We start from the raw sequence: 13,260 nt of genomic DNA on the forward strand, positions 1-13,260 counted from the left end.
GTCACTCACTTGTGCTCCTCGTTGTCGTGGCCCCCGTGGACCCCGTCGTCATGGACCCCGTTGTGGTGGACCCCGGTGTCGAGACCCCCGCCGCCGGCGTGTTCCCGGCGGCGTACTGCTTCTCCATCGCCGACGTGACCAGTGCGGCCACGTCCTCCTGCTCCAGACCGGCCCCGGCCGCCTTCGACATCCAGGCCACCAGTTCCCCGTACAGCGGAGAGTCGGTGCCCGCCGAGGGGCGGGCCAGCGTGCGGCGTACGAAGGTGCCCTGGCCGGGTCGCGGTTCGACCAGGCCCTCGCGCTCCAGCTCGCGGTACGCCTTGAGGGTGGTGTTCGGGTTGACCGCGCTGACCTCGGCGACTTCCTTGGCGGTCGGCAGCCGGTCCCCCGGCACCAGGACGCCCAGCCGCAGGGCCTGCTTGGTCTGCTGCACGATCTGCTGGAAGGCGGGGACCCCGCTCCGCCTGTCGATGCGGTACTCCACGATCACCACCACCATTCCACTACTTGATTAGTGGAATGATGATGGAGGGGTGCGAGGGCGGTTGTCAACGGGGGTCGGGACGGGGTCGGGGTTGTCCAGAGTGACCGGAGGGGCTTCTTGGACAACGTTTCGGTGGTCAGCCTGAGTTCAGGCCTGGGTTCAGGCCTGGAAAAACCAACCACCCGACGGCGATCCGCCCCACCGAAAGAGCCTCCGGCGTGAACCAAGAACTTTCTGCACCCGAGCTACCCGAGAGACCCTCGACCCCCGAGAGCCTCTCCGTCCTCGTGGTCGACGACCAGTCCGGCACCTCAGACATGCTGGTCATGGCGCTGCGCTTCCTCGGCTTCGACGCACATCTCGTGGCCACGGGGGCCGAGACGGTCCACGAGGTACGGCGCCGACGACCCGACGCCGTACTGCTGGACGGCACCGAGGTCTGCGGACAGCTCCGCGCCGCCGGGATCGACACCCCGGTGATCTTCCTCAGCGCCCGTACGGCCATCGAGGACAAGTGCCACGCCCTGGCCGTCGGCGGCGACGACTACGTCACCAAGCCCTTCGACCTCACCGAGGTCAGCGCACGTATCCGGGCCCTGATCCGGCGCGCCCGGGGTGCAGTACGCGCCGCGCCCGTGGCCTCGCGCCGACTGTGCGCGGCCTACCACCTGCGGCGCAAGCTGGGCGACTCGGGCCAGTCGCTGATCCGTACGGTGCGTGGTGCGGGGTACATCGTGCACGCGGACTGAGCTGGACAACAGGAAAAGGGGTTCGCCGTCCGCTGTGTGCGGACGGCGAACCCCTTCGGCGTGAGCGTGCCGGTCCAGCCGATCCAGAGCTGGTAGGTGCCGCCGTTCTTCTGGCCGTTCGACGGGACCACGCGCGGCTCCCAGCGCCAGCCCGTGCTGGGCTTGCGGTGGTGGAACTCGACCGAGCGGCCGGCCGTCCACCAGTAGCCCTCGGCCGTGGTGCAGCCCTTCGGCGGGATGTCCCAGAAGCGGGAGCCGCCCCAGTCGCCGTGCTGGTTCTCGCCGACGAAGTAGAACGTGACCGTCTCGGTCGACCCGCTGCGGACCTTCAGCTGGAGGTACTTGCCGCCGTCCGCGGAGGCCGTCGCGGGCATCGCCACCGCACCGACGACAGCGGCACCGGCGAGGACGGCCATCGTGACTTTCCGCCTGATCCTGATTCACTTCATGGAGCAACCACCGTTTCTGTCATTTCTGGGGGGGGAAGTACGAGGCACTACGAGAGGAATTCGGAATTCGGCGGAATTCAGCGGCTGCAGTGCTCGTTGCGTTCCTGCTGGGTCATCGGCGCGTCCTTGAAGTTCGCGTAGCCGCCGCCCGAGTTTCCGGTGTCCCAGCCCGACTCGGTGTAGTTGTAGACGTACCAGTCGAAGTGATCCCAGTGGCGGTTCTTGAACTGGATCTCGTACCAGCCGGTGGCCTTCCGCTTCGGGTGCCGCGCTCTATCCAGCCCTTGTAGCCGGCGGGGACACTCTCCTGGTACTCCACCTTGTCCATGTGGCTGCGTTCCCAGGTGCGGTTGTAGCTGGTCTGGAGGCCGACCTCGAAGACCTTCGCGAAACCGGCGGAGGCGGTGATCGTGATGCCGACGGAGTCGGAGGATCCGACCGTCTCCTCGCTGCCCACCGTGAGGTTGTTCGCGTTCGACGCGCAGTTGTACACGGTGCCGAGCCGGTGGCTCGGGCCGGTGTACTGGCCGCCGGTGCGGCGAGCAGGGTGGCGCCGACCGCGAGGGCGGCGAGGGCCCCGGCGGTGCGGGGCAGCCCCTTCTTGGACACGACCCTACGAGGTGCAAGAACCATTGCCCATTTCCTTCCAGAGAGCGAGTGCCTGTGGAAGTCCCACCGGCTGCGCCCATTCCACAGGCGCAGCCGGTTCGGTTGATCAATGCGCGATCAGAAGGCACCCCAGAGTTTCCTGGGTGGTTCATCAGAGTCGGATCAGAGCCCTCTTGCCTACGGGGCTTTCCAGGCGGATTCCAACACCAGATAGGTGATCGTGAGATAGGCCGTACCGTCCTCCGGGCCGCCGAGAATGGAGTTCTGGCGCTCCAACGGCATGGCGGTCTTCGGGTCGATGACGATGCGGGTGCGCCGGTCCGCGAGGTCGTTCTCGATCGCCACTCCGGCCCGTCCGGCGCCGTCCTTCACGGGACCGACGAGGCGGATGTAGGGCAGCTCGGCGAGTACGTCGTAGAGCGCCGAGCGCACCTCGGGGCTCACCGGGGCCAGGAGCAGCTGGACGATGCCGTTGAAGACCGCCTCGTTCTTCGGCGTGGTCGGGTTGCCGCTCTCCAGATAGGCCTTGAGGGCGGCCGGTTCGGTCGGCAGGTCGGCGAGGTCGTCCCACTTGACCTCCATGCCGACGACCTGCCACGACATCTGCGCGCCGGGTTCCTTTCCGACCCCGGTCCGCAGGTACTTGCCCTTCGAGGTCTCGATGATCGTTCCCGACCGGCTGGTCCAGGACGTGGTCGTGGACGGGCCGGACGCCGGCTTGAGGGGGCCCCCGCTCGTCTCGTTCACCAAGCGGTGGACACTCCGTGCACGCACCTTCCAGTAGGGCGCGTCCGTACGGGGGGCCTCCGCCGCCGTGTCCGCCACCCCGTGCAGGAACGACGCCGCGGTGGCGCCCGCCGCCGGCGGAGTGTCGCCGAAGGGGATCGTCGGTACGGCGATCGCGCCGGCGACGACGGCCGCGACGGCGGCGGCCGAGAGCAGGATGCGGCTGCGCCGCGTACCGGCGAAGCCCCGCCGCGGCCACTTGCTGTCCGCCGCCGCACCCTCGCCTGCGGCGGCCAGACGCACCGCGGCGAGGGCGGCGTCGACCGTCCCGGCGGCGGGCGGGGCGACTTCGCCGGCGGCGGCCAGGATGTCCGCGCCGGGAAAGTCGAGGACGTCAGGGACGTCGAAGGTGTCGAGGGTGTCGAGCCCCTCGTGCTGCTCGGTCATGCGGGATCCCCTGTCGGACGGAGTACGGAGGCACCGGCGGATGTCCTGACGGACGGACTGGCAGACGGGCCAGCGGACCTACTGGCGGGCGGCCCGGCAGACGGCCCGACGAACGGCCCGGCAGACGGACTGGCAGACGTGCCGACAGACGGCCAGGCGGACCTACCGGCGGACGGGCCAGCGGACGGCCCGGCGGATGTGCTGGCGGATGTGCCGGACGACGTGCCGGCGGACGACATACCGGCGGACGTGCCGGACGGCGCCTGTCCCGTTCCCCCCGGGTCGAGTGCCTCGCGGAGTTTGCCGCGGGCCCGGTGGAGGCGGGAGCGGGCCGTGCCCGGGGGTATGCCGAGTACCGTCGCCGCCTCCGTCGGGGTCAGTTGTTCCCAGGCGACCAGCAGCAGCAACTCCCTTTCCACCTGCGGGAGTCCGGCCAGCGTGCCGCGTACCAGCGGGGCGAGTGCGGCGGCGTCGAGCCGTTGGTCCACCGCGTGCCAGGGGTCGGCGTCCACGACGGACGCCGTACGCCCGAACTGTTCCGGCTCCGCCTCCGGTCGCTCCCGCGCGCTGTCGCGCCAGTGGGCGGCCAGGACGTTGCGGGCCACGCCGAACAGCCAGGTGCGGAGCGTGCCCTTGGCGCTGTCGAAGGTCCGGCGGCTCGTGTAGGCCTGGAGCCAGACCTCGGAGAGCAGATCGTCGGCCGCGGCGGGCGCCCGCCGCGCGAGATAGCCGTGGAGCGCCACCGAATGCCGGGCGACCAGCGGCTCGAAGGCCGCCGGATCCCGCGTGGAACGGGCGAACAGCTCACCCTCGTCCGGTATTTCGCCGTCCGGCGCACCCGCCCCCGGTGCCGGTTGTCGTGTCGATGACCGCCGCATGAAGACCCCCTTCCGTGGCTGTGCCGTACAGCCACACCCTCTACTTGTCGGCCGGGGCGCCGAGCGTTCGGCGCCGGCGGCGGATCACCTTCGCCATCGGACCGCCTTTATCACCGCACCCCCATGTCGTGCCCTCCTCTCATCACACCCCCATCACCACTTCCGCACCGGAAACCTGATTTTTCGCCAAGTACGGCGCATCCGGCCGGTTCCTTGCGTTGTCAGCGGACGGTCGTTCGAGTGGTGGGGCTGACCTGAGCGTCCTCCGGGGAGAGCCTGGTCCGCGAGGCCGGCTCGGGGGTTTGCCGACAGGGGCGGTACGGGCAGAGATTCCGGGTTCCCGGGCGGTTTACGTGCCCATACATGAATTACCGGTCGGTACACCCGATATGGCGTAATCCGCTCAGGCCAGAACTTCGCTCTGTCACCATCAACGCCATCGCAAAACCAGGGGTCCGGAACGCGGCGGGGGGCGTGCCATGGGACTGCTAGGCAATGAGCTGGCGTTCGCACAGTCGCTGACCGCCCAGGAGCGCGAGGGCGTCATGGCCCTCGGCAACCCGAGGCACTTCGACGCCGACGCCCATCTCCTCACCGAGGGCGACCGTTCCAGCCATGTGCTGATCATCGTCAAGGGGTGGGTGACCGTCTCCGTCGTGACGGACCGGGGCGCCACCCGGCTGATACTCGGGCTGCGCGGCCCCGGTGAACTCCTCGGTGAGATGGCCGCGTTGGACCCGCATCCGCGCAGCGCCACCGTCCGCGCGCTGGGACCCACGGAGGCCCAGGTCATATCGGGGGACGCGTTCCGCAGGTTCCTCGCCGAGCATCCCCGGGTGAGCGGGCTGGTCATACGTCAGCTCACCTTCCGGCTCCGCAGCGCCGACCAGGAGCGGTCCGCGCTCGCCTCCCTCACCGTGCTCCAGCGCCTGGCCGGCCGGCTCACCGAACTGTCGGGGTCGGGCGGCGCGCCCCGCGGCCCCTACGCCCCCTCCACCCCGTCCGCCCCCTCCGGTTCGTCGGTCGTCCAGCTGGCCCAGGACGAACTGGCGGCCAGCATCGGAGCCACCCGCGAGGCCGTCGCCAAGAGTCTGCGGCTGCTGCGCACCCAGCAGATCGTGCGGACCGGCAACCGGGTCGTGGAGATCCTCGACCCCGAACTGCTCGCCCTCCTCGCCGGCGGACTCACCGACGGACCCGCCGACAACCACGCGGAGGGCCGCCCGGCGTAAATCACCGGCCGCCGTGTGTAAACGGCCACAGACGGCCCCCGCCCCGGGCCTGACTCTGAAGGGGCGACCCACGACAACCGAACGACGATCGAACGCACGCACGCACGCACCAAACAGGGGGCACAGGGTGGAGCACGACGCCATGGATCTCACCGATCTCTCCGAAGCGCGCTACGAGTTGGTGATCAGCGTCGACGCCCGGCGTTCCGGGGAGTACGACGACATCGACAAGCCTCGGATGCGCGCCCGGATCTACCGGGTCGTGGAGACGGCGTTCGCGCACGCCAAGGTGGCCCGGGACGCCGTGCACATGGAGGACCGCGGCGACGGCGTCCTGCTGTCGGTGTCCGCGCGGATCCCGGCGTCCCGGCTGCTCGGGCTGTGGATGGTCGAGCTGCACGAGGACCTGCGCGACGAGAACCGCGCCCTGCGGGTGCCACTGGGACTGCGGATCGGTATGCACGTCGGTCCGGTACGGCACGACGCGCACGGAATCAGCGGACGCGCCGTCGACCTGGCCTGCCGCCTCGCCGACTCCGCCGCCGCCCGCGAACTCCTCGACGCCGAGGGCGCCGACCTGGTCCTGGTGACCTCCGACTCCCTGTACGAGGACGTGGTGCGGGGCGGCGGCAAGTTCATCGAGCCGGAGCGCTGGACCTCGGCCCGGCTCACCCTCAAGGAGGGCGAGACGACGGCCTGGTTCCACCTGCCGGGACGGGCGGCGGCCTCCTCCCCTCGTACACCTGCCCCCGTGGACACCACCACCCCGGTCGAGGACTCCCGCAGGACCTACTCCGCCGGGCGCGACATCTCCGTGATCCAGGGCAGCACCTTCCAGCGAGACGTGCGCATCGGCGGTGACGACAAGTGAGCGACGACGGCCCGCAGTCGGACGACGCCCCCGAGGTCCCCGACAAGGCCCCCGAGCGCGACCAGCCCGAGAAAAAGGAGAAGGAGAAGGACGACAGCGCGCGGGACGAGAAAGAGACCGAGAAGGACGAGAAGGAGAAGGAAAAAGAGAAGGAACGGGAACTCGCCGCCGAGCGGTTCAAGGAGTACACCCGCGCCCCCTTCGCCGAGGAGCAGGGCGAGGACGCCCCCACCGACCTCGCCGCCGCCTCCCGTACGCGCCGCGCCACCCGAACCCTGTTCGAGGCCGGCCGCGATCTGACCAGCGTCGACCGCTCCTTCATCAGCAGCGCCCACTTCGGCGACATCTTCCTCGGCACCGACGCCCGGCTGCGCGGCGCCGCCCTGCGCAGCGGTCCCGTGCCAGAAGAGGAACTGCGCAGGCTCCGCCGCGTCCACGTGGTCCCCGACGGCTACGTACGGCTGCGCAAGGCGCTGCGTGCCCGCCGACTGCTGGTGCTCGGCGCCGCCCCCGGCACCGGCCGTACGAGCACGGCGATCTCCCTGCTCGCCGAGGTCACCGCCGACGCCCCCGAGGCCACGGACGCCGAGCCCGCCGCCGGTTCGCGGGTGCGCCGTGTCGACCCGGACGGGGGGATACGTCAGCTGGCCGCCAAGCTGGGCCGCGGCGACGAGTTCCCGCCCGGCACCGGATACCTCCTGGAACTGTCGCTCACCCGGCCCGGCGTCCTGCCCCCGGACGAGATGGACCTGGACGAACTGGCCACCGCCCTGGCCCGGTTCGAGTCCTTCGCGGTGCTCGTCGTCACCGTCGGCTCGGCGGCGGGCCCGCTGCTCGCCGGCCGCTACGGCATGCTCTGCCCGCCCGCGCCCACCCAGGAGCTGCTCACCACCCGGCTGCGGGAACGGCTGGAGGACCATGTCGCCGAGGCCCCGGAGGGCGGCGCCGGAGTCGACGAACTCCTCGCCCGCGCCCAGGAGTTGGCCGAGCGCGCGGAGGTCGTGGACGCGGTCGGCCTGAAGGACCTGCGCCCCGCCGAGGCCGAACTCCTCGCCTCCCTGCTGGCCGGCCGGCTGCTGGACGATCTGTCGTACGACGAGCTGCTGGCCGGCTGCCGCAGCCTCGCCGCCGAGCAGGCCCAGGAGTGGTTCACCGGCGTCGACCGGGCGCTCACCGCACCGGCCGACGGCAAGAAGGAGGGCGTGGGGAGCGACCAACGGCCGGGCACCGCCGCCCTGTTCCACCCCGTGGCGTTCCGGATCGCGCTCGCCGTGCTCGGCGGGGCCTCGCACAGCGCGGTGGCCTCCGCCGCCCATCTGCTGACCTGGGAACTGTCCGTCCAGTGCGACCCCGACCACACCCCGGCCCGCCCCCTGTTCTGCGACGACCCGGTCGCCGACCTGGCCCTCTCGCGCGCCGAACTCACCGACGGCCAGGTCGAGGTGGCCGGCGCGGAGGTCGCGGCCCGGCTGATCTGGTACCGGGGCGGCGCCCTGCCGTCGGCGGTGCTGGCCGAGCTGTGGGACCGGCACTTCCCGGTGCGCGCGCCGGTCGTGCGCTGGCTGCGGCTGCTGGCCGACGACCAGCGGCCCCAGGTGTGGGTGCGCGCGGCGGTCGCCGCCGGGGAGCTGTGCGTACGGGACTTCGACCACGGCTTCGCCGAACTGGTCCGGCCGCTCGCCGAGGGCACCGCCCACCGCAGGCTGTTCGCGGCCACGATGATGGACCAGGCGGCCGGTCACCCCTCGCACCGCAAGGCCGTACGGAAACTGGTCGAGGACTGGAGCAGGTCCGCGACCTGGACCCAGCGTTCGACGGCGGCGGCTGCGCTGGGCTACGGCAACTGCGCGGACACCACCGACGACGCCCTGGACGCCCTCGCCCGGATCGGGATCCGCGAGGACGGGGACCAGTCGCTGCGGGCCGCCGCCGCGTTCAACGTCGTACGGCTGCTGGCGCTGCCGGACGGCGCGCGGACCGCGAAGGTGCTGCGGCGGATGGCCGACTGGACCCAGCACAAGCGCGAGGGCTACCAGACCCTCGGGCTCGCGGCCACGATCTGGCTCGCCGAGACCCGGGTGGACAAGCTGCTGATCGACGAGCCTGAGCCCGCGCTCGGTGAGCGCGGCGACTGGCCGCTGGCCCTCGCCCTGGTCGCCGCCCGGCCCGAACTCGCCTTACCCATCGCGGACCTGCTGTGGACCGCGCTCAACACGGCCCGCTCGAAGGACGTCGCCATGGACGCGCTGGAGCGCATGCTGCGCACCGCCGTCCGCAAGAACGGCAACGAGTGGACCCGGCCTGGGCTGGCGGCGCTGCTGCCCGCGCTGGCCGCCGAGGAACCCGACCGGCGGCGGCTGGACTGGCTGCTGCGCCGAATGATGAACGATCCGGACGATCCGCTGCCCGACGCCCGGGCGCGCTCCCTGTGGCGGCTCGCCGCAGGCCGGCGGACCCGGAGCGGCCAGGAGGAGAGAAGCCATGGCTGAGAACGACGAGGCCCAGGCGCGGGCCCGGGCCCAGGCCAAGGAGCGGCTGAGGGCCCGCAGAGCCGCCGCAGGACCGGCGGGGCCGTTCCTCAAGGAGTACCCGCCGACCGCTGCCCAGCCGCCGATCAGCGCCCAGACGGCGCTGGTGCGGTTCTACCGCAACGGCGGCCACAGCGTGATCACCGTGACCGGGACCCGGCACGTCGACAAGCCGGTGCTGGCCCGGCCGCACACCGTCTGCGAGATCGCGCTGGGCACCTATCAGACGCCCCTGGAGATGGAGTTGCCGGCGGCGGGCGGCACCAGCTTCTTCAAGGCCGAGGTGGACATCCACTGGACGGTCGACGACCCGCACCTGGCCGCCGTCCAGGTCGTGACGGACATCGCCAAACGGCTCACCGCCCCCGTCCTGGAGCGGCTGCACGAGGTCACCTCGACCTACCGGGTGCACGAGGCCGAGCAGGCCAACCGGGCCATCACCCGCGAGTGCACGGGCGGACGCTGGGGCGAGCTGGGCACCGAACTCGGCCTGAAAGTACGGCTGTACGTCCGGCTGCGCGTCGACGACCGGGCGATCGAGCACATGAACGGCATCCGGGACGCGCACGCCTCGGCCGAGGTGACGAAGGTCCACCAGGAGCGGTTCCGGGCCATGCTGCAGGGCGGGGAGCTGGAGCAGCTCACGTACATGCTGGCGGCCGAGCCGACCGAGGCCAAGGACTTCCTGGAGAAGATCCGACAGGAGGGCCGGCAGGACGAACGGGAGCGCGTCGACCGGCTGTTCGACATGGTCGCGAGCGGTCAGATCCAGTCCAACGACGTCGAGGCGCAGGCGCTCTCCCTCCTCAACCGGGGGCGGATGGGCGGGGTCCAGGGGCCCATCGGCTCACTGCCCGCCCGCCGCAACGGCCGGAACGGCCGGCCCACTCCCGAGCTGGAGCGATCGTCCGCCGAACCGTTCACTCCGGACTGGGTGTCGGACGATCCGCCCGCCCGCGCCCGGCGCAGGCCCGCCGACGCCCAGGACCCGTACCCGGCCGATCCCTACGCCGATGACGACTCCGCCCCGGAGCCGCCCCGCCGCCAGCGCCCCCGGGACGACGGCTGGGACTGGGCGGACGGAGACAGCAACGGCGACGACGGGGACGGAGCCAGGGACACCCGATGACCGGTGACGGGGGGACCGGGGGGACCGGGGGACAGGTCGGGCCCGAGCCGTACGGGGGTCGGCACGGGCCCGACCGCTCGGGGGAACGCGTGAGCGAGCGCGTCGCCGAGCGGCTGCTCAGCACCGTCAGGGAGGACCTCGGGCGGGCGGACTCGAAGGCGGCGGTGCTGCTGTCGGGGACGCTCGCACTGCCCGCGTTCCTCATCGGCTGGCAGGGCGCCCCCGGCTGGCACGGGCCCGCCGACGTGACGCTGGTCCTGGCCGGCCTGCTCTGGACGGTCTCGGTGACCGCGCTGGTCGGGGCGCTCATGCCGCGCACCGGCACGATCCGGGAAGGCCGACAGGGACAGGCCCGGGTGACGTACTTCGGCGATCTGGTGGGCGCCCGCCGCGACCTCGCGGGACTCGCCGCCCGGGTCGCCGAGGCGGGGCGCGATCCGGCGGGCTGGCTGCTCGTCCAGGCGGTCGACGTCAGCGCGATCCTCTCCGCCAAGTACCGGGCGATCCGCTGGGGGGTGGGCTCGCTCGCCCCGTCGGCGGTGCTGGCCCTGGCGTGGAGCATGACGGCGCGCTGAGGGAGCGGCGGGGTGCCGAGGCGTCGGCGGGGGGCGCTGAGACATCGGCGGGGGCTGAGGCGTCGGCGGGGGTGCGCCGAAGTCAGGAAGTTCACCCATAAGGACGTATCCGCGCGCACCACGGAACCTGTGCGCGCTCAGTAGCGACGATCCAGGAACACCGGAGAACGGGAAACAGGGGACGGCCGTGGGACGAGTCAACGGAGTACGCGAGACAAGAAAGGGCGGGGCGCGCCGTGCCGCGCTCGCCGTGCTGGGCGCCGCCGCGGTGCTCATGTCCCTGTCGGCGCCCACCGGTCGGTCCTCCGGCGGGGACGCCGTACCGGTGGCGGACACCGAGGAGGCCTTCCCGGCGGTCAACTACGCGGTCGCCGTGGACGAGTCTGCCAGCCTCGCCGCCTCGGACATGGCCGCCGAGAAGGCCGCCGCCGCGCGGATCGCGCTGGGTGACGTGTCCTCGTCCTCCCATGTCACGGTCTTCGGTTTCGCCGCCGCCGAGGGCGGGGGCCAGAGCGCCGTGGACCCGGTGTGCCCGCGCACGACGCTGGACGCGGCGGGCCGGGAGACGATCGGCGTGTGTGTCGGCAAGCTCCGCAAGCGCGAGGACGGCGAGGGCACCGGCACCGACTTCCCGAGCGCGATCCGGCAGGGCGTGCACGAACTGACCAACGGCACCGACCCGTTGGAGCCCCGGGTGCTGTTCCTGCTGACCGACGGGATCATGGAGGTCGAGGACAGCCCCAAGTACGGCGACCCGGCCCACAGGAAGGCCGAGGGCGAACGGCAGTTGACGCAGGCGCTCAAGGACGCGGCCGAACAGGGCGTGCAGATCTGGCCGTTGGGCTTCGGGCCGAAACCGGACGAGCAGCAGCTCGCCCGGATCGCCGCCGGCGGCTACCAGAAGGGCTGCGTCGAACTCCCCTCCGCGAAGCCGAAGGCGGAGCTTGTCGGCGGGTCCGAGAAGGTCGGCACGACCCTGGAGCGGATCTTCGCCGCCGCCCACTGCATGCGCCACGGGCCGGGCCCCGACCCCCAACGCCCGCCCGCCACCCTGAAGATCGCGATCTCCCCGCTGGCGACCGTGGGCAGCATCGTCGTCGACAAGGGCGACCCCGAGGTGCGGATCACCTACACCGACCCGGCCGGCGACAAGGTCCCCACGTCCGGGACGCACAAGGACTCCCGCTTCGAACTCGCGGGCGGCACCGGCACCGTGGAGGCGCTGAAGATCACCGACCCGCTGCCCGGCATGTGGAAGGTGCGGGCCGAGGCCCCTGAGGGACACCGCTCGCTGCCCGTCGCCGTGAGCGTGCTGTGGCAGGGCGAACTGCGCGGCGCCATCAGCATGGACCCGCCCTCCCCGCGCGCCGGCGACCAGGTCACCGTGACGATGCGCCTACAGACCCGCGAGGGCTACCAGATCAAGGACCCGAGCGACTACGCGGGACTGCGCGTCAAGAGCGAGCTGACCGGCGACGGCTTCACCCCGCTCGCGCTCACCCTCACCGACGACGGCAAGGGCAAGGACGCGAAGACGAGCGACGGCTCGTTCACCGGCACCACCGAGATCCCGGCGGACGCCTCCGGCGCGCTGAAGGTGAGCGCCACGCTGACCGCCGCAGGCCTGAGCGCCGACACCCGCAGCGAGGGCGGCAAGGTCGCCCCCGGCGAACTGCCCGTCACCACCGCCCTCGACATCCCCGCCGGGGACACACATCCCGGCGGCAAGGTCACGGGCACGCTGGCCGTCCACAACACGAGCGACACCGCGCACACCCTGAAGCTGTCGGTCACCGACCTCACGCCCGGCCTGCTCACGGTCACTCCGGCCGAACTCACACTGAAACCAGGCGAGTCGAGCACGCGCGAGGTGACCGTCACGGTTGCCGCCGACGACGTGTTCGCCGAGCGTCTCAACGGCGGTGCGCTGTCGCTGGCCGGGACCGTCAAGGTCGTCGACACCACCGACGACGACCTCACCCTCGTACAGTCCGCGCTGTCGGTGGACGTGACGCCGGAGCCCGGGCTCTGGGACCGGTTCTGGTGGGCGTTCCTCGCCGCCGCCGTCCTGGTCGCCCTGGCCGTCGCGGCCGTCCTCGCCCTGATCCGGCTGCGCCAAGCCCGCCGGGACCCGCACGGTCTGGTGCTGCGGCTCATCGACGAGCGCGGTGAGCCGCTGCCGGGCGAGCACGTCGCCGGGCACGGACACAAGCAGTGGTACGAGTTCGGCGTCGCCGAGGCCCACATCAGCCCCCGGATCGAACGGCGCGCGCACGGCCCGTACGCCGTCCGACGCAACCCCAACGGCGGTGCGGTGCTGCGCCGGCGCGACGGCGGCCGTATCCCGCTGTCGGCAGCGATCCCGGTCCAGCTGACCGACGGCCTGAGCCTGGCCCTCGGCGAGGAGTCCCGCAACACCCGCAAGCGGAAGGCCAGTTCGGCCTCCTCCGCCGGTCCCGTGCCCGGCACCGACCCCGGCGGGCAGAGCAGCACGAACACCTACGACCAGACGTACCTGTGAAGCGATCCGACCGAAGCGCCTTGAAGGGGCCGCAGGCCTCCTTCAGGGGCGCGGGGCTGTAT

11 protein-coding genes are annotated in these 13,260 nt (G+C 71.8%); 7 read left to right on the top strand and 4 right to left on the bottom strand.

Annotated features, from left to right (window positions below):
- Position 1: 1 nt before the first annotated feature.
- Positions 2-499 carry a GntR family transcriptional regulator gene (locus ACWDR4_RS07450; protein ID WP_450405033.1) on the bottom strand — a complete coding sequence of 166 codons (498 nt, stop codon included), beginning with the start codon at positions 497-499 and terminating at the stop codon, positions 2-4.
- Positions 500-702: 203 nt separating this feature from the next.
- Between ACWDR4_RS07450 and ACWDR4_RS07455 the strand changes: the two genes are divergently transcribed.
- Positions 703-1,233 carry a response regulator gene (locus tag ACWDR4_RS07455; protein ID WP_450405036.1) on the top strand — a complete coding sequence of 177 codons (531 nt, stop codon included), beginning with the start codon at positions 703-705 and terminating at the stop codon, positions 1,231-1,233.
- Here the strand turns inward: ACWDR4_RS07455 and ACWDR4_RS07460 are convergent.
- The 3 genes from ACWDR4_RS07460 to ACWDR4_RS07470 all read right to left on the bottom strand — a co-directional run bounded on the left by ACWDR4_RS07460 (position 1,146) and on the right by ACWDR4_RS07470 (position 4,342).
- Positions 1,146-1,649: a hypothetical protein gene (locus ACWDR4_RS07460; protein WP_450405037.1), complete on the bottom strand. Its 504-nt coding sequence runs from the start codon at positions 1,647-1,649 to the stop codon at positions 1,146-1,148. The genes ACWDR4_RS07455 and ACWDR4_RS07460 overlap by 88 nt on opposite strands.
- 819 nt (positions 1,650-2,468) lie before the next feature.
- The gene (locus tag ACWDR4_RS07465) at positions 2,469-3,464 is read right to left on the bottom strand and encodes a CU044_5270 family protein (protein WP_450405039.1); all 996 of its coding nucleotides are present in this window, start codon (positions 3,462-3,464) and stop codon (positions 2,469-2,471) included.
- Positions 3,461-4,342 carry a sigma-70 family RNA polymerase sigma factor gene (locus ACWDR4_RS07470; protein WP_450405042.1) on the bottom strand — a complete coding sequence of 294 codons (882 nt, stop codon included), beginning with the start codon at positions 4,340-4,342 and terminating at the stop codon, positions 3,461-3,463. The genes ACWDR4_RS07465 and ACWDR4_RS07470 overlap by 4 nt, the downstream gene beginning before the upstream one ends.
- Before the next feature lie 479 nt (positions 4,343-4,821).
- On the opposite strand from ACWDR4_RS07470, the gene ACWDR4_RS07475 reads away from it, so the two are divergent.
- The 6 genes from ACWDR4_RS07475 to ACWDR4_RS07500 all read left to right on the top strand — a co-directional run bounded on the left by ACWDR4_RS07475 (position 4,822) and on the right by ACWDR4_RS07500 (position 13,198).
- A complete protein-coding gene (locus tag ACWDR4_RS07475) occupies positions 4,822-5,574 on the top strand; it encodes a Crp/Fnr family transcriptional regulator (protein ID WP_450405045.1) in 753 nt (250 codons plus the stop codon).
- Between the two features lie 142 nt (positions 5,575-5,716).
- Positions 5,717-6,445, top strand: coding sequence for a hypothetical protein (locus ACWDR4_RS07480; protein ID WP_450405047.1), 729 nt, complete (start codon positions 5,717-5,719; stop codon positions 6,443-6,445).
- Complete coding sequence (locus tag ACWDR4_RS07485) at positions 6,442-8,934, top strand: hypothetical protein (protein WP_450405050.1); 2,493 nt, start codon at positions 6,442-6,444, stop codon at positions 8,932-8,934. The genes ACWDR4_RS07480 and ACWDR4_RS07485 overlap by 4 nt, the downstream gene beginning before the upstream one ends.
- Positions 8,927-10,102, top strand: coding sequence for a hypothetical protein (locus ACWDR4_RS07490; RefSeq protein WP_450405052.1), 1,176 nt, complete (start codon positions 8,927-8,929; stop codon positions 10,100-10,102). Before ACWDR4_RS07485 ends, ACWDR4_RS07490 begins: the two co-directional genes overlap by 8 nt.
- An 89-nt stretch (positions 10,103-10,191) precedes the next feature.
- Complete coding sequence (locus tag ACWDR4_RS07495) at positions 10,192-10,677, top strand: Pycsar system effector family protein (RefSeq protein WP_450405055.1); 486 nt, start codon at positions 10,192-10,194, stop codon at positions 10,675-10,677.
- A gap of 187 nt (positions 10,678-10,864) precedes the next feature.
- Positions 10,865-13,198 (top strand): VWA domain-containing protein, encoded by a 2,334-nt coding sequence (locus tag ACWDR4_RS07500; RefSeq protein WP_450405057.1) that lies wholly within the window; start codon positions 10,865-10,867, stop codon positions 13,196-13,198.
- Positions 13,199-13,260: the final 62 nt, after the last annotated feature.

The organism is Streptomyces sp. NPDC000878 (assembly GCF_053599695.1).

Excerpts from the sequence above, each read along its gene's own strand:
- ACWDR4_RS07450 (WP_450405033.1), bottom strand. The coding sequence starts at position 499 with ATGGTGGTGGTGATCGTGGAGTACCGCATCGACAGGCGGAGCGGGGTC.
- ACWDR4_RS07460 (WP_450405037.1), bottom strand. The coding sequence starts at position 1,649 with ATGGCCGTCCTCGCCGGTGCCGCTGTCGTCGGTGCGGTGGCGATGCCC.
- ACWDR4_RS07465 (WP_450405039.1), bottom strand. The coding sequence starts at position 3,464 with ATGACCGAGCAGCACGAGGGGCTCGACACCCTCGACACCTTCGACGTC.
- ACWDR4_RS07470 (WP_450405042.1), bottom strand. The coding sequence starts at position 4,342 with ATGCGGCGGTCATCGACACGACAACCGGCACCGGGGGCGGGTGCGCCG.
- ACWDR4_RS07475 (WP_450405045.1), top strand. The coding sequence starts at position 4,822 with ATGGGACTGCTAGGCAATGAGCTGGCGTTCGCACAGTCGCTGACCGCC.
- ACWDR4_RS07480 (WP_450405047.1), top strand. The coding sequence starts at position 5,717 with ATGGATCTCACCGATCTCTCCGAAGCGCGCTACGAGTTGGTGATCAGC.
- ACWDR4_RS07490 (WP_450405052.1), top strand. The coding sequence starts at position 8,927 with ATGGCTGAGAACGACGAGGCCCAGGCGCGGGCCCGGGCCCAGGCCAAG.